Genomic DNA, 17,131 nt, shown 5'->3' with positions numbered 1-17,131 from the left:
AAGGTGCAATTCGCTTCATCGAAGCGAAACCCGATGAATATTTCGGTTCCACACGGATGTGTGAATGAAGTATTCGTCGAAGCTTGAGAGTTTGAACTCTCAAAACTGAGCAACGAGTGAGTAAGTTCAGGATATTCATTTCATTCACACGAATGTGATGAACCGAATTGAATATCCGGTCGCAGGTACGTTATACCTGCTAATTTGAATGTTTCCATCGCAGGAAACGATTCTCCATAGAAAGGAGGTGATCCAGCCGCACCTTCCGATACGGCTACCTTGTTACGACTTCACCCCAATCATCTACCCCACCTTCGGCGGCTGGCTCCCTTGCGGGTTACCCCACCGACTTCGGGTGTTGTAAACTCTCGTGGTGTGACGGGCGGTGTGTACAAGACCCGGGAACGTATTCACCGCGGCATGCTGATCCGCGATTACTAGCAATTCCGACTTCATGTAGGCGAGTTGCAGCCTACAATCCGAACTGAGACCGGCTTTTCTAGGATTGGCTCCACCTCGCGATTTCGCTTCCCGTTGTACCGGCCATTGTAGTACGTGTGTAGCCCAGGTCATAAGGGGCATGATGATTTGACGTCATCCCCACCTTCCTCCGGTTTGTCACCGGCAGTCTGCTTAGAGTGCCCAGCTTGACCTGCTGGCAACTAAGCATAAGGGTTGCGCTCGTTGCGGGACTTAACCCAACATCTCACGACACGAGCTGACGACAACCATGCACCACCTGTCTCCTCTGTCCCGAAGGAAAGGTCTATCTCTAGACCGGTCAGAGGGATGTCAAGACCTGGTAAGGTTCTTCGCGTTGCTTCGAATTAAACCACATACTCCACTGCTTGTGCGGGTCCCCGTCAATTCCTTTGAGTTTCAGTCTTGCGACCGTACTCCCCAGGCGGAATGCTTAATGTGTTAACTTCGGCACCAAGGGTATCGAAACCCCTAACACCTAGCATTCATCGTTTACGGCGTGGACTACCAGGGTATCTAATCCTGTTTGCTCCCCACGCTTTCGCGCCTCAGCGTCAGTTACAGCCCAGAGAGTCGCCTTCGCCACTGGTGTTCCTCCACATCTCTACGCATTTCACCGCTACACGTGGAATTCCACTCTCCTCTTCTGCACTCAAGCTCCCCAGTTTCCAGTGCGACCCGAAGTTGAGCCTCGGGATTAAACACCAGACTTAAAGAGCCGCCTGCGCGCGCTTTACGCCCAATAATTCCGGACAACGCTTGCCCCCTACGTATTACCGCGGCTGCTGGCACGTAGTTAGCCGGGGCTTTCTTCTCAGGTACCGTCACTCTTGTAGCAGTTACTCTACAAGACGTTCTTCCCTGGCAACAGAGCTTTACGATCCGAAAACCTTCATCACTCACGCGGCGTTGCTCCGTCAGGCTTTCGCCCATTGCGGAAGATTCCCTACTGCTGCCTCCCGTAGGAGTCTGGGCCGTGTCTCAGTCCCAGTGTGGCCGATCACCCTCTCAGGTCGGCTACGCATCGTCGCCTTGGTAGGCCTTTACCCCACCAACTAGCTAATGCGCCGCAGGCCCATCCACAAGTGACAGATTGCTCCGTCTTTCCTCCCTCTCCCATGCAGGAAAAGGATGTATCGGGTATTAGCTACCGTTTCCGGTAGTTATCCCTGTCTTGTGGGCAGGTTGCCTACGTGTTACTCACCCGTCCGCCGCTAGATTGTTTAGAAGCAAGCTTCTAAACAATCCCGCTCGACTTGCATGTATTAGGCACGCCGCCAGCGTTCGTCCTGAGCCAGGATCAAACTCTCCATTAAAGACCAACCGAAGCTGGTTTATAGAAAGAGCGATATGCTCATGTTGAAACTGACGAGATAAAAAATATCTCTTGTTTGCTTCCATTTTATACAGCCTGGAAGGCATGTACCAAAATTTCAGCGTTGGATTTTGTGAACAAAATCCGTACTCACTCGTTGTTCAGTTTTCAAAGATCAAGTCAACAGCCGTTTAACTGGCTGGATATATAATTTATCACGTGTATACCTATCAGGCAAGTTGTAATATTTCCCAATTTACTAGTTTGTATTTCTACACGGGGTGATTTACCTGGAACAACTGAGACTCTCTTATCTCCTACTTCAAGTGCAAAGTTGATCAGGTATAAACATCATAAAGCAGAAAAGCAGAAGCTCTTTATGTATTGGAGGAACCGCTACTTCCGCTTTTTTAGATAAAATCCTGAAAGTTAGCTTAGCTTAAAGCTGTAGCTAAATCCTGTATCAGAAGTTCAGCAGGCTCATGCCCTACAGCTAGGCGGATAAGCGATTCGGGCATGTGTTGTTTTTCTAGACTCTGCTTATTGAAGCCGTAGTTTGGTGAGATCACCTGGCTCTCCATAGACCCCCAAGATACACCGATCCGAATCAGTCGCAGTTTATTGATCACTCTGCATATATCCTCATAACCCGAATCTTTTAGTTCAAAACTGAATAATCCGGCATACCCTTTGAGTTGCCTACATGCCAGCTCATGTTGTGGGTGAGAAGGAAGTCCGGGATGATTCACTTTTGAAATGGCCGGATGATCTGATAGAAAACGAGCAACCAACAGAGCATTTCTCTGATGGGCTTCCATTCGGAGCGGGAGTGTTCTTAGCCCCCGAATGAGTAGCCATGCTTCAAAAGGGGCCAACGAGCCGCCAATCAACTCATACTCTTCAGCATACATACGATTTATTATCTCTTTAGAAGCGATCACTGCCCCTGCAATTAAATCATTATGACCACCCAAGTACTTGGATGCGGAGTGAACAACGATATCTACGCCCCATTCTAATGGTTTTTGAAAAAGGGGTGTAGCCCATGAATTATCTATGATTGTGCGGATGCCCTTCGCTTTGGAAAGCGAAGCTACCTCCTGAATATTTACCATATCGAATGTGAATGAGGTAGGAGACTCCATAAGAATAGCACGGGTCTGCGGGTTGATGGCATCAGCAACTGCTTCCGTAGAAATGGAATGTACAATTGTATAATTTATATTGAACTTCGATAAGTATTTAGCTAGGCTGACGGAGGTTTCGTATATGTGTCCGACCAGAATCAGATGGTCCCCGGCGGATAAACTACACATTAGAGCCGCACTGATAGCAGCCATTCCGGAAGCAAAGCACTTGCAGTCCGCCCCACCTTCCAGTGCAGCAATCATTTGCTCTGCAATCTGAACGGTAGGATTGGTTCCCCTCGAATAGACATAATGCTCCTTTTCATTATTAGCCGCTTCAGCATAATCTTCGTAAGTATCAAAGAAAAATGGAGCAGTCTCATAAATAGGAGGAGCAGCAGCCTTAGCAAAACACCCTAGTTCGTCCTCAAATCGGAGACAGATAAGCTGATCATCCGAGAAACTCAAATCTGATCACCACTTTCTGAAAAATTTCAAACTCATGAGGTAGTCTCCTCAATCCGGGACTCAAATATTCTATAGGGTTATTTCAAAAATCTTTTAAAGAATTGCTGGGATCTAAAAATGATAATTAAATGCATGAAATAAATATGGAGGGGTGAATGGAAGCAATGAGTAAAAATATACTCCGGGTATCAGAGTTGATCATCTGTATTTCATTGTTTGAGCTGGGAAGTACAACCCTGACTGTTCACCTTGCTCCTCTTTCTTGGCTTAATTATCAAAATGGTCTTATTTTTAATGCTTTTTCTATTTCATTGGCACGATATGAAGTGTCCCATCCTCGCTTAACTCTGCATAGGCAATCTCATCGATACTATCATATCCCTGCTCTCGCACCTTAGCCTTAACCTCTCCAATATCAATTGTTTTCCCACGCATAGATTCATTTAGCAACCTTCCCTTATCAATGACAGTAACAGAAAAAAGATCAGGCTGTGCATCTATTCCCATATCCTGAGCGGCGGGTGGCTCGTATTCGGGTTTGCGCATGACTGACAAGGAGCCGTTCGTCTCTAACGTAGCGTACCAGACCTCACGCAGAGAAAAAATATTTTGCTGGCGTAGCATGGAGAGTAGCTGTGTAAATTCTATGTCATATTTCTCCAGCATTTCTTGATTAACCTGCCCTTTATCCACGAGCAGCACTGTTCGACCTTCTGCCATATATCCAAATTTCACAAAATGGGTCGTCGCTTTTTCAAAAAAGTAGGCCAGCGCGCACCATAGTGCCAAAGCAAACAAAAGCTGCCCAATGGTCACCTTATCGTCATATAACGTATTTCCCACAATTTCGCTTAACACCAATGATGTTAGGAAATCGAGTGGTGTTAACTGACTGAGTGTTTTCCGCCCTGTAATAAAAGTAATGATCCACAAGCCAAAAAAGCTTATGATCAATTTGACACCAATCGAAACAAATACCTCCATAAATAGGCCTCCCGGAAGAAGTTGTTTTGTTATGTGTTATTTACACCGGCCTACCTCAGCATAAACAGAGGATTATTCCTGAAATGTCCGAATAAAAAAGTCCGCTACCAACTAGAGGCAGCGAACTTTTTAATTACGGCTAGTATATAATCTTAATCAAAGGCAATGTGCCAGCTCCCGTAATTTTGTGCATAGTGACATCATTGTCCGCTAGCTTGGACTCTGAAGTCAGATTATCTACTTTTCACAAGAAGCTGAATCGCTTCTTTAACCAGCTTATCCGTGTCTCCTCCTGCCTCTTGCTCTTCCAATATACATCGTTGCAGATTCTCTGCTACAATTTGGGCAATCGCTTTATCTGATGCGTTACGTACGGCAGATAACTGGCTAACGACGTCTTTGCACGATTTTCCTTCATCCATTAAACGAAGTACCCCACGCACCTGTCCCTCAATCCTCCTCAGGCGCGTTTTCAGTTCATCACTGTAATTGTAATCCATAAGTAATGCACTCCTTTTTTGACTTACCATATACACGTATAGGTATATTATAAACCAAAAAAATAAATAGGATACCCTAAATAAATAGATTCACCTTGCCCTGGGAAGCATCCCCCAAGTAGGCGGCTACCCCAGCATATTCCAAACCTTCGATTAGCTCTTCTTGCTGCAGTCCTAACAAATCCATGGTCATGGTACAGGCGACGAGCTTGATCCCCTGCTCTCGTGCCAACTCTATAAGCTGCGGCAAGGAAAGCGCATTGTGCTTTTTCATGACATGCTTGATCATCTGTGGACCGAGTCCGGCAAAATTCATTTTGGATAGTGCAAGCTTTTTGGGTCCACGAGGCATGATCCAGCCAAAGGCTTTTTCGAGCATTCCCTTATTGGTGCTCACGATTTCATCCTTGCGCAGCGTATTTAGCCCCCAAAAAGTAAAGAAAATAGTTACTTCATGATCATATGCTGCCGCTCCATTCGCAATAATGAATGCAGCAATCGCCTTATCCAGCTCCCCGCTGAATAATACAATCGTTGTTTTGGGTGTGCTCATATGGATTCGCTTCCCTTAGTTTCTCCAGCCCATTCGGATATGCCTGAAAGCACAGATTTGACTTTTTTAGCGCCTTTGGCAACTAATAACTGACAAGCCATTTCACTGCGTGCTCCAGCTTGGCAAATCACTGCGATCTCTTCTTCCAAGTTCAGCTCAGAAAGTCTGTTCTCCAGTTCGCCAAGAGGGATGTGCTTAGATCCAGGGATATGTTTAAGCGCAAATTCAGCGGGTTCACGAACATCAAGCAAAATGAAGTTCTCTTTTCCAGAACATTTTGCTTGTAGCTCTTCATGACTTATCGTAGAAGAAAATATTTGCTCCTTCTTCACTTCAGCCGGATTTGCTTTTCGTAAATAATGTCGCATTACATCTCCTTCTTGGAGGGTGCCCAAATATTGATGTCCGGTGTTTTTAGCCCAGCTCTGAAAATCGGCTAATGAACCTTTGTCAGTCGCCTGAACCTCCATAATCTTTCCGGGAACGAGCTCATTCATAGCCTTTCTTGCTTTTACAATAGGCATAGGACAAGCTAACCCTTTACAATCAAGAATATGATCTGCTTGGATATTGTTAGTTGATGACATTCTATAACCTCCGTCTGTTTTTTTGAGGGGGCTTAGCTTAGTAAAATTTTTTATACATATACCCCTATAGGTATTAGAATAATGATACTCACTTCTCTTGTCAACTTATTTGGCCGTTTTTTCTCAGAAGCAAACAAAACCATGTCTTAAACAAATAAAATTAAAAGCAAAAAAAGCCGCGCAAAAACGCGACTCTAATGCATAAACATAAACCAAAATTAATCGTTTTTTTTCATCAGTTCTGGCAAATCCAGCGACATTGAAATATTACACAGCATACCTCTAGCGAGAAAAAGCATCGTTCTTTCCATTGCTTGTTCAATACCTGCCCGTCGGAAAGCATCATACACCGTCGTATGAATTTCACGTAACCCTTGCTGCATCACGCTTACAACCTCATCCTCGCGGATCGTCTGCGCCTGCATTTGCAAAAGTGTTTCATTACGGTATTCCGTCATAATTTGCGAATAGGCTGCAATTAGCTCTTGCTCGAGCTGCTCGGATGAGGCCGAATGAATGACGCTGTGAAAAGAATCTATGATACGTGTAAATGAAACCTTCAGGGCTTCAACAAGCAATGCTTCCTTGGTAGCGAAAAAACGAAAGACATAGGGTTGAGAAATATTGGCCCGTTCTGCAACTTTGGCTGTTGTAGCTCGGTAGTAGCCCATCTCAGCAAACACTTCAATGGCAGCAGATATGATTTCCTTTTGGCGATTTATAGATGTTGACGTAGCTTTAGTCATGTTTTTTTCATCCTTTTATTTAACACAGTTTTCTGATTAGTGATTAATCAATTACAAAATAGTATAAACGACATACCCTAAAAATGCAATGAGCTTGAACAAAGTCGCCTCCGCAATTCTAACGGAAACGACTCTGTTATATACATCCAATTATGGCGTTTTAGAGTTAAAATATAATCGGATATAATTGACCTTTTGCGTTTTTGTTTGATAGGAAAATACTAAATTATAACTAAGTCCTGATGTGTTATTGATCGTATAATTAGCTTCTGCTGTGTCAGGTATGTCTCTAGAGGTATCAACGGTTTCTGTAGGTTGGCCTAAATCGTCAACAATTTGTTTGATAAGCAACTTTTTATAGTCTGGATCGGAAGATGTAATTTCTGTAACTTTATCGCTTCCATCCAGCATGATGTCTGTATGATACTTAGCGTAACTTCTCATAGGACCAGTAGAACCAGACTCGGATTTCCCCCACAGCTCAAATAAAAGATCGCTGCTAGTTCCCAAGCCAAGACCTTTAGGCAAATTCGGTAAGGTTCCCTGCTTGGCTGCGCTAAATATAGCGGCTGCAGGGCTGTGTTTACTGTGAGGTGTAGCTGTACTATTGGCAGGTTCTTGATGGGTCGAGGTTGAGGTTGAGCCTTGCCCATTAGTATTGAGATCCGTGTTTTGATCTGTAGAACTAGCAGGCGATGTGACTGTTTCTGCTTTAGTAGGAGCAGTTGATTTTGCTTCCCCGCTATTGCTGCATCCTGTCATCACAGCAAAACCTATCGCCAATAAAGCACTAGTTGTGATTAGCTTGTAAGCCAACTTTTTACGATCATAAGATTGATGTGTATGCTTCATTATAAGATCACTCTTTCCTTGTTCTTGGGTACAAACCAAGTGTAACCGAACCTCGTTTCCGGAATACCTCTACTTGTTTCCAAATTGTAAACAAGGACAATGATAATTTTCTAACATACCCTATTTACGATCATAAGCTCCCAGCTGTTGTTTAGAAAAGGAATAAGGAGAATCACTCTTCTTCAACCATATATTCCCTTTAATGATGAAGATGTATACAGCAAAAACAAAGTAGATCGTACCCGCAATCCAGTCTATTGCCGTTGGGATGTCTCGCTGTACTATTGCATGTATATACCAAATTCCGACTGGAACATGCAGGAGAAGTGCCGTAAACAAGCCAGGATTATATAGGGTTTTTGCTTTAATATTGACAACGATGCCGTGCCATACGACCTGAAAGAATCCCATAAAAACGGGTGCGAGTCCAAGCCAGATTACTTGCGGAAACCATACGGGGAGCAGGTAAAACACATAGGCAATTGCCACATTGATAATCATCGCTGATTGAGTGTTTAAGGGGTAATGATCGGGTGCTTCACTTTTAAACATAACGTTGTTAAATAAACCAGCAAAATATCCAGGCCAGCGGTACTCCTCAAATTGATGAAACAATATAGCTACAAAACTCAACCATAACATGCCTGTTATATCCGAAAGGATAGCTTGATTCATAAGCAAAACAACACATACGACCACACCGATTATAGCCCCTGCATCTTGCCAATATTTTCTCAAATAATTCATATTAGTCACCCCTATGCTTTATTTTTGATCAAAATATCTTTCAAACAGCAGATTTAATTGTTCCTCTATTGAAGGTATTTCCACAACTGCCCCTGATTCAAGAATCGGACTCATCAGTGCGGGCAGAAAAATAGCTCCGAATATTTGCAGCATCATCGCTAACAAGCGCTCCGGCTGTTGCTCGCCTGTCAGCTCCTTGATCGTGTTCTGAACCTTTGGAAATCCCATTATGTTTAAAAACCTTCCGTATTCCTGTTGAGATGTGAAGGGCGTGCTACCCATGGCAATAATTCGCGAAAGAAGCTCTGGATATTGACGAATCACCTGTAAATAGTTATGTAAAAATTGTTTCAGTCTATCTTGGGGGGGGATCGCTGTATTATCCAAAATAGAAAAGGTGTGTTGAAAGCCATTTAATATCACTTCAATAGCTTCACTGAGCAAATTTTCCTTGGAGCCAAAATAATAATTAACTAAAGAAATATTAGTAGCAGACAGGTCGGCAATTTTTCGGATTGTAACCGCCTCAAAACCTTCCTTTTGAATAAATTCCAGCGTAGCGTCTAAGATTTTTTCTTTGGTTTGTTGTTTTTTGTCTGGGTGATTCATGTTGTTCCTCCTCCTGTTTGGTCAATCATAACGGATGAATGAAATAGGGAAATTTATGTAAATCATTTTTCAAACAGTAATTAAAACGTTGTTTAAATCACTGTTTGAACTCAGTTTAGCACTTTATACTTCACAAAACAAGGAGTGATTTGAGATTTAGGGAATAGAAAAACCCGCATACGAATGAGATCGTTTGCGGGTTGATTGAATTGAGGTTGAGAAAAGGACTAAATAGCCCAATTTCCTTTGCGGAACACGGCTTCGTTACTTCCATCTTGCAGTTCGCCATCAATATCCAGCTCAGCTGAGCCGATCATGAAGTCAACATGAGTCAGACTGACATTGGCACCGTTCTGGAGCAGCTCCTCCCGGTTCATTTGTGTCCCATTTTCCATATTAAATGGATACGCACTACCTAGGGCCAAGTGACAGGAGGCATTTTCGTCGATACCTGTATTGTAAAAAATACGATTGAGATTGGAGATCGGTGAATCGTGCGGCACCAGTGCAACTTCTCCCAAATAGCTGGCCCCTTCATCCGTAGCGAGCAAATGAGTCAGATGCTGCTCGCCGGATTCTGCTGTATATTCAGTGACTTTACCGTCCTTAAAGGTAAACGTTATGCGATCCACCAGTTGTCCATTTAAATTGAGTGGCATGGTACTTGTGACATGACCATTCACACCTGTACGCTTAGGCATCGTGAACACTTCTTCTGTCGGCATATTCGCGACAAAGTAATCTCCGCGCTCGTTCTCCCCACCGCCGCTGCGCCAAATATGCCCGACAGCCAGTTCAATTCGCAAATCTGTTCCTGGTGCACGATAGTGGAGACTTTTATACTTTTTATGATTCAGCTTGTCTTGTACCTGTTCAAGGTTTTTCAAATGTTTCTGCCAATTCTGAATAGGATCAGAGCCATCTACACGGTTCATTTGGAAGATTGTATCCCACATGACACGTATACGATCCTCTTCTGCTACATCTGCAAATACTTTATCGGCCCAAGCCTTCGTCGGCGCTTTAATCAAACACCAGCTAATTTTATGATTTCGGGTATATTTGGAAAAACCTTCTCTCGCCGTAGCTGCCGCCTTAGTCGCACGAGATACCTTTTGTGGATCAATGCCTTGATATAAATCGGGGTTCGGCACTTTAATCGTTAGTGTGGCTCCACCCTCTTCGGCAAATTTCTCCATCATTTCTGACTTCCAAGCAGGGTAGTAATCAAAGCTGGCTTCGTCACCATGTTCAAAACGACTACGTGTAATGGAATCATCCTCAAACTCTACCTGTACATATTTAGCGCCTGCTTCATAGGCTTTGCTGACAATCAGGCGTGTAAACTCAACAGTTTCCAGTGGTGCAGTTACCAAAAACACCTGTCCGGGCTGAATGTTAACCCCTACTCTTACAACCAGTTCTGCGTATTGCTCCAACAATGATTCAAATGTACTCATTTTTCCACGCTCCTGTTCCGTTTTGATTATATTGAATGATTTCATCACTACAGTACGGATTGCTTCTCCAGTTCACGCAGCTCCACTCTTCGTATTTTGCCTGAGCTGGTTTTAGGGAGTTCTTGAATAAACTCTATTTTTCGTGGATATTTATAAGGCGCCGTCCATGTTTTCACATGATGTTGCAGTTCCTTCACTAACGCCGGTGATCCTTCTACCCCAGCTTTGAGTACGACAAAAGCCTTTACAACATGTCCACGGATTTCGTCAGGGCTGGCTACGGCAGCACATTCCTGCACGGAGTCATGCTTCATAAGCGCTTCCTCTACTTCAAAAGGACCAATGGTATAGCCAGAACTGATAATGATATCATCCCCACGTCCTTCGAACCAGAAATATCCATCCTCATCTTTGCGAGCCCGGTCTCCCGTAACAAAATAATCTCCGTGGACACTAGTTAATTTGCGTTCTGGATCATGGTAATACGTTTGGAATAATGCCGGCAGATCGGCACGCACCGCAATATCCCCCACTTGCCCCGGAGCCAGCGGAATGCCATCCTCGTCTACGACCTCAACGAGTCCCGATGCAATAGATTTGCCCATCGAGCCTGTACGCAGAGGTGCATCCTTTAAATTACCAATAATTAATGTGCTCTCTGTTTGACCGTAGCCGTCACGAATCGTAATATTGAACTGCTCCTGAAACTTATTAATGACCTCCTGATTGAGAGGCTCTCCCGCAGAAACTGCGCTGCGCAATTGGGATAGATCATATTGATCCAAACCATCCGTTTTCGCCATAATCCGATATTCTGTCGGCGTACAGCACAACACTTGGATTCCGTACTGCTGCATGAACTGCAAATAGCGACCTGGACGAAACGGACCATTATATACGAATCCGGTCGCTCCATTTCCCAGTACGGATAAAAACGGACTCCAAATCCACTTTTGCCAGCCCGGTGCAGCTGTAGCCCATACTACATCTGAAGCTTGAATATCCAACCACGGTGATGTTATCCGCAGATGAGCATATCCCCAGCCATGGCTATGTACAACACCTTTAGGATTTCCTGTGGTGCCTGAAGTATAGGCCAGAATAGCCATGTCGTCACGGTGCGTCTTCACAGCTTCAAAAGTATCTTCCTGTCCATCCATCAGCTCATTCAGCACGAGCCAGCCAGATACATCTGGCGTGTCGTCCCCGGAGACCACGATACGATAATCCAGAGTAGGCAAATCATCGCTTATTTTGTCCACTTCACCTGTTACTCCGGTCCAGGCAATGACTGCGCGTGCTTCAGAATGGCGAAGACGATATGCAATATCCTTGGCACGCAGCATTTCTGAAGATGGAATGACAGCAAGCCCCAGCTTCAAGCAGGCTAAATAAATTACATACGCAATAATACGCCGTGGTACTACGACCAGAACTCTGTCACCTTTGTTAAATCCCAGACTTGCGAGTCCTCCAGCCAGTCGGTTAGCCTTTTTCAACAGCTCTCCATAGGTGATTTCTTCGTATTCTCCTGTCTCACTCAGCCACTTAAGTGCTGTTTTATCAGCCTCATGGCGTTCCATTTCCGAAGTCATATTGTAATATTCAGGCGCAAGCCATTGTTGTTGATTTGTCAAATTATACCTTCCCCTTTATACATAAGATGAGATCCACTTTCTTACTGTAGTATAACACGTCTTAGTACCAGGTTCTAATACCAGAATCATTTTTTAATCATTTTTTTGGAAAAAAATAAATTGGGTAAAACCAACAACAAAAAGAAAGAGCCTGATTTCAGACTCTTTCTCTTCACTGCAATCTTGATCTACAACTGGAGTTCTACCACTGTATAAGCCGCTTCCTGACCATTTACGAGCAACGCAATCCGATGCGTTCCCGCATAATGGCGACGAGTTGTCAGGTCTGCAAAACGGTGTGTCCGTGTACCTGTAAGATGGGTTCCTCCGGGGACCGTTTTGTCAGATAGCAAAAACAGTTTACGTGAAACTTGTCCTCTCGCCTTTACAAAGTCAATGCCGTACTCGATGCGGACTCGTACCGGGTCACCTTCACGAAGCTGAAGCGCGTAGCTCAACTCACAGCTATCACCAAGCTTTAGCACGGTAAGGTCTGTGGTGAAAGAGGCACCCGTGACCAACGGTCCCCCGTCTGTTTCATCCGCATAGCCGAACATTGCCATCACTTCGGGGATGGATTTGCGAATCAGGGTCCGGCAGCCATGACGCACAATCCAGTCGGTGTCAGGATGTGTCCCTTTCCACCGTTGAGCCGTAGCAATGACCACATCAGGATGATCCTTGGCAATATCGTTCAGGTTGTTGGCTACACTTTTACGTACATATAGTGATGGATCGGCTTTCAGTAATTCCAATACAGCCAATACTGGAGCAGGATCGCGCTTAAACACAGGCAACGCCTGTCCCCAGGGCAGCCGTGGACGGCAGCCTTCGCTGGCAAGACGGCGAACGTGCTCACTTTGATGTCCCGCCCAGGTCGTCATCTGCTGCATCATCCGTTCCGGTTCACGCAGGAGGAAGGGTCTTACGGCGAACTCCGCAGAGGACCTAGATGTGAATCGCTCCAGCGCCTTCATGGACAGGTCCCAATACCCTTCTCCCTGCCCATACACCTCCACAAAATCGGGGAAAAACAAGTACGGAAAACCACTGCAATACTCATCTATAGTAAAAAGAATACCCAGAGCTTCTTCATAATTACTGGGCAAAAATGCCCCTAATGTTAACGAAATACGCCGTATTCGTTCTTTCAGCTCCAGCTCATCCCATTTTTTATCCATCACTTGATGGATAAATCCGATGGTATCGAACGGCCTGTATGCAGACTGTACTTTTTCACCGAATTGTTGAAGAAAATTCTCCGTGTACATATTTTTTAAGGGCTCAGCCATTATATATCTCCTTTTGAATGAGGTTGAGAGAATTGTAGCAAGGCATACTAAAAATGCCAAGTCCTATGATGAGGACCTGACATTTTTACATCAACACAAGAAATCGATTTAACTTATAATTCGTGTTGGGCAAACCAATTGGTAATGCGTTGCAGTCGTTCCACGCGAAGCTGCGGGTGCCCTTTTCGTGAAAGCTCGTGACTTGAAGCTGGAAAACGGACAAATTGCGTAGGTTTCCCCAAACGACGCAATGCTGTAAACAGCTGTTCTCCCTGCTCTATAGGGCATCGCAGATCCTGCTCCCCGTGCAATATGAGCAGCGGTGTGTTAATTTGCTGCACATAAGCCAGCGGAGATTGCCTCCACAAGAGCTCGCAATCCTCCCACGGATTCCCGCCGACTTCATCTTCAGTAAACGAGTACCCTATGTCGCTCACTCCATACATTGACAGCCAATTAGATATGGAGCGCTGGGTTACAGCTGCGCGGAAACGATCGGTATGGCCGACAATCCAGTTTGTCATAAAGCCACCATAGCTGCCCCCTGTTACACCCAGCCTTTCCGGATCAATGAATGGAAACTGGCGTATAGCCTCATCCACTGCGCTCAGTAGATCAGTGTAATCGTGTCCGCCGTAATCTCCAAGGACGACATTGGTAAAAGACTGTCCGTACCCTCGGCTTCCTCCGGGATTCGTATAGATGACTGCATATCCCTGAGCGGCCAGCAACTGAAATTCATGAAAAAAAGAATTGGAATACATGGCATGAGGGCCACCGTGTATCTCCAAAATGGCAGGATAGGATACTCCCTCCTTAAACCCAGCAGGCTTCATTACCCATCCCTGCACCCGTCGGCCATCCTCAACCCCCGTCCAAAAGCACTCAGGCACACTGATCTCAATCTCATCAAGCAAAGAATCATTTACTCGTGTCAGCTGTTCCTCAGTTCCTGAATGAATCGCAATCCGGAACAAATCGCCTGGTAAAGTTACATCGGTGGAAGCGGCAATGATATGCTGCTCATCCGATGTAAGCTCGAATTGGTAAATTTCTCGTTCTCCTTGCGTTAAAATTTTAAAAGTTCCATCAAGCGCAAACTGATATACGTGTACATTGCCTTCAAGACTTACCAGCGTATACAGGGATTGACCGTCCGCACTGAAGCGTGGTGGTCCTATATGAAGATGTGAACGCATGTCGCTCATACCCGCATTACCAAGGTGAGCGTCAAGCGTCTCACTAACGCATACTGCCTTCCCCCCACTGGAAGGAACCGTGTACAGTCGGGTCTGAGTAGCGCCTTTGGCATGTCGATCATGGCCGTAAAAGGCAATCGTTGAACCGTCGGGAGAATAAGCAGCACTCTCGATGTGCAGTTCAGAATGGGTCAGCTTAAGCGGTGCTGCGGCATCATCATTTGAAATCGCAGGAGTTATCGTAAACAAATCATTTAGTTCACGTAAATCCGTATCCTCTTTCGAATGTTCTGCTATTCTGGCGACGAATAAAATACGTTGAGCATCCGGTGACCACACAGGCTCTGCCACATCATAAGCGCCGGAAGTCAGTTGAACTGTGTGCCCCGAAGTCATATCCGTTACATACAAGTGATCACGAGTATCATCCCACAGTCCATAGCCGTCGGATTTAGCTTTCGTTCGATTAACAACTCGTCCCTTAAGTTGCGTCTCCTGAGTTCCTTCATCGGATATCGGGCTTGACGGGTTCTCGGCCGTTTTAGCTACAAACGATATGCAGGTCCCATTAGGAGACCAGGCTAATGAACGAACGTTGTTCTCTACGTATGTAAGCTGTCGTGCCTCTCCCCCGCGTTCTGGAATAATCCATACCTGGCGCTTGCCGTCTGTTGTACGGAGAAAAGCTAGTTGTGATCCGTCGGGTGACCAGACAGGCGTTTCATCTTTCGGTCCGTATGTAAAGGGTAATGCGCTAGCGCCATCGGACGATAATAGCCAAATTCCTGAGTTATAATCTGTCCGCTCTTTATTAATATACTGTTCTACGTAAGCGATTTCACCACTAATAGGATGAATAGCTGGATCGCTAACCCAGTGAAGTCGATATAAATCCTCGGCTGTTATACAGCGCTTGGTCGTGCTAAATTGCGAGTCGCTCAAAAAAATTCCTCCTTATATCATCAGATTCCACATTTTCAAATTTTAATTAATCCGATTAATTTTATGTGATTATAATAATTATACAATTACGTTACTCTTTTAATTTATTTCTGTCAATTTGTCCAAAATTAAAAAGCCCCTTTCTCAGTCGCTATCGACCAGAAAACACCGTTATTTCGGTTGCTTTCATGAGAGAGGGTAACGTTATTCATCAATCATAACTGAAAATTCATTCGCTCCAAGCCCCTTTCAGCGAACGAATCGGCTTCGTCTGTTCCGGGTGATCGGATCTAATTTTGGTTGGCTGTCTCGGCTTCATTTTTTTCACGAATGTAAGTGGAGAATAATTCAGGATTCACCACTTTACGCAGTAAATGCATCGTCCCGTCCCCTGTTCCATGGTCAAAAGCATGGATACGTTCATATCCCCAACGCTCGTACATGGATAGCAAATAGGGATGCTTTTCTGCAGTCGCCAGTGTTACTGCAGGAGCTCCCACCTGATCACGTATAATCGTTTGCTCTACCCAATTCAACAATTTTTTCCCATATCCTTTGCCCTGGGTAGCCGGGTCTACAGCAAACCACATCACAAACGGTAGATCGGTTATAAAATTAAGGACTCTATTTTTGAGATGGCTAACGGTAGCCTGAATGACACCGTCTACTTCCAGCACATAGCAATCATTATTTTTAATATTTTCTTGAATGAGAGCAACGTCTGCCTGAGCGGCAGGCCATCGAAGCCCCAACTGCCGAATTGTTTCATACGCCTCATACGTCACATACTGCAATCTTTCTGCGTCCTCTTGGAGTGCCAGACGATAGATTTCACTCATACTAACCCGCCTCCTTATAGTGTTTTTATAAAACGCGTGAACCACTATATAATTATTCCTATCTATTTAATCAGATATAAAAGTTAACATAACTGTAGCATGCTCACCATCCAGCGACAAATTAATTTTTTCTATAACTCCATTTAAAATAACAATATCCCCTCGAAAGAGGGGCATTCGGTTAATCAAAGTCAACGCAAAAAAGCCCGAAAGCCGGGCTCCTTTAATTTCTAGGCGAATAAAATGCTGTCCATGCCTCAGGCATTTTCAAACACAACATGTTTGCAGTGTTACTCCGCAGGGGCAGTAAAGCTGCGTTTGGCAAACTCGCTGTCCAGCATATAAAAGGCGTTGCTGTCTCTTTCAATGCGTTTAAGCTTCTGAATAACACTGTCGAACAGCGCTTCCTCCTCGACTTGCTCATCAATAAACCATTTCAAGAAATGGATCGTTGCATGCTCACGTGCATCGAGGGCCAAGTCAGCCAAATGATAAAATTTTTGCGTGTTTTGCTGCTCATGCTTGTAGCCATGCTCAAATACGTCCAGCATGGAATCGTAGCTGTTTTTGGGCTCTGGTAATGCAGCCAATGTAGCGCGTCCTCTACGGTCATTAATGTATTTATACAGTTTCATGGCATGAAACCGTTCCTCCTCAGCTTGTACTAGGAAGAAGTTTGCAAACCCATCCAGACTTTCACTGGAGCAATAAGCAGCCATCGCCAGATATACGTGAGCGGAGTAAAATTCAAAGTTCATTTGCTCATTCAGAGCCTGTGCCAAATTGTCATTCAT

Annotated in this window: 15 protein-coding genes and 1 rRNA gene; all 16 read right to left on the bottom strand. The window is 44.7% G+C overall.

The genetic code is table 11. From position 1 onward, the window contains the following. Positions 1-240: 240 nt before the first annotated feature. The 16 genes from NSQ57_RS11875 to NSQ57_RS11800 all read right to left on the bottom strand — a co-directional run bounded on the left by NSQ57_RS11875 (position 241) and on the right by NSQ57_RS11800 (position 17,131). A 16S ribosomal RNA gene (locus NSQ57_RS11875) occupies positions 241-1,796 on the bottom strand. Between the two features lie 433 nt (positions 1,797-2,229). Beyond that, on the bottom strand, positions 2,230-3,390 hold the full coding sequence (locus NSQ57_RS11870) for an aminotransferase class I/II-fold pyridoxal phosphate-dependent enzyme (protein WP_165150849.1): 1,161 nt from the start codon (positions 3,388-3,390) through the stop codon (positions 2,230-2,232). A gap of 303 nt (positions 3,391-3,693) precedes the next feature. Beyond that, positions 3,694-4,374, bottom strand: a complete 681-nt coding sequence (locus NSQ57_RS11865) for a DUF421 domain-containing protein (protein WP_342426069.1) — start codon at positions 4,372-4,374, stop codon at positions 3,694-3,696. A 233-nt stretch (positions 4,375-4,607) separates the two neighbouring features. Continuing rightward, positions 4,608-4,874 carry a metal-sensitive transcriptional regulator gene (locus NSQ57_RS11860; RefSeq protein WP_013310304.1) on the bottom strand — a complete coding sequence of 89 codons (267 nt, stop codon included), beginning with the start codon at positions 4,872-4,874 and terminating at the stop codon, positions 4,608-4,610. Between the two features lie 76 nt (positions 4,875-4,950). Beyond that, positions 4,951-5,427, bottom strand: a complete 477-nt coding sequence (locus tag NSQ57_RS11855; protein ID WP_342426068.1) for a DsrE/DsrF/DrsH-like family protein — start codon at positions 5,425-5,427, stop codon at positions 4,951-4,953. Further along, on the bottom strand, positions 5,424-6,014 hold the full coding sequence (locus NSQ57_RS11850) for a sulfurtransferase TusA family protein (RefSeq protein WP_342426067.1): 591 nt from the start codon (positions 6,012-6,014) through the stop codon (positions 5,424-5,426). The genes NSQ57_RS11855 and NSQ57_RS11850 overlap by 4 nt, the downstream gene beginning before the upstream one ends. Positions 6,015-6,232: 218 nt before the next feature. Beyond that, positions 6,233-6,760, bottom strand: coding sequence for a TetR/AcrR family transcriptional regulator (locus NSQ57_RS11845; RefSeq protein WP_340957715.1), 528 nt, complete (start codon positions 6,758-6,760; stop codon positions 6,233-6,235). 150 nt (positions 6,761-6,910) lie between these two features. Beyond that, positions 6,911-7,612: a DUF4309 domain-containing protein gene (locus tag NSQ57_RS11840; protein ID WP_342426066.1), complete on the bottom strand. Its 702-nt coding sequence runs from the start codon at positions 7,610-7,612 to the stop codon at positions 6,911-6,913. A 120-nt stretch (positions 7,613-7,732) separates the two neighbouring features. Then, complete coding sequence (locus NSQ57_RS11835) at positions 7,733-8,359, bottom strand: HXXEE domain-containing protein (RefSeq protein WP_342426065.1); 627 nt, start codon at positions 8,357-8,359, stop codon at positions 7,733-7,735. Positions 8,360-8,377: 18 nt separating this feature from the next. Then, positions 8,378-8,968 carry a TetR/AcrR family transcriptional regulator gene (locus NSQ57_RS11830; RefSeq protein WP_307354070.1) on the bottom strand — a complete coding sequence of 197 codons (591 nt, stop codon included), beginning with the start codon at positions 8,966-8,968 and terminating at the stop codon, positions 8,378-8,380. Between the two features lie 227 nt (positions 8,969-9,195). Continuing rightward, a complete protein-coding gene (locus tag NSQ57_RS11825) occupies positions 9,196-10,428 on the bottom strand; it encodes an aminopeptidase (protein WP_342426064.1) in 1,233 nt (410 codons plus the stop codon). 47 nt (positions 10,429-10,475) lie between these two features. After that, the gene (locus NSQ57_RS11820) at positions 10,476-12,065 is read right to left on the bottom strand and encodes an acyl--CoA ligase (RefSeq protein ID WP_342426063.1); all 1,590 of its coding nucleotides are present in this window, start codon (positions 12,063-12,065) and stop codon (positions 10,476-10,478) included. 188 nt (positions 12,066-12,253) lie between these two features. Continuing rightward, the gene (locus NSQ57_RS11815; protein WP_342426062.1) at positions 12,254-13,357 is read right to left on the bottom strand and encodes a hypothetical protein; all 1,104 of its coding nucleotides are present in this window, start codon (positions 13,355-13,357) and stop codon (positions 12,254-12,256) included. 113 nt (positions 13,358-13,470) lie between these two features. Further along, entirely contained in the window at positions 13,471-15,498 is a 2,028-nt protein-coding gene (locus NSQ57_RS11810) for a S9 family peptidase (RefSeq protein WP_342426061.1), read from the bottom strand. 290 nt (positions 15,499-15,788) lie between these two features. After that, the gene (locus NSQ57_RS11805) at positions 15,789-16,337 is read right to left on the bottom strand and encodes a GNAT family N-acetyltransferase (RefSeq protein ID WP_342426060.1); all 549 of its coding nucleotides are present in this window, start codon (positions 16,335-16,337) and stop codon (positions 15,789-15,791) included. 290 nt (positions 16,338-16,627) lie between these two features. Next, positions 16,628-17,131 carry a ferritin gene (locus NSQ57_RS11800; protein ID WP_039275069.1) on the bottom strand — a complete coding sequence of 168 codons (504 nt, stop codon included), beginning with the start codon at positions 17,129-17,131 and terminating at the stop codon, positions 16,628-16,630.

Origin of the sequence: Paenibacillus sp. FSL L8-0502 (assembly GCF_038593055.1) — a bacterium.
Taxonomy (GTDB): Bacteria; Bacillota; Bacilli; order Paenibacillales; family Paenibacillaceae; genus Paenibacillus; species Paenibacillus polymyxa_D.
The sequence above is the reverse complement of the archived record's forward strand: the minus strand, read 5'-3'. Positions and strand labels throughout refer to the sequence as shown.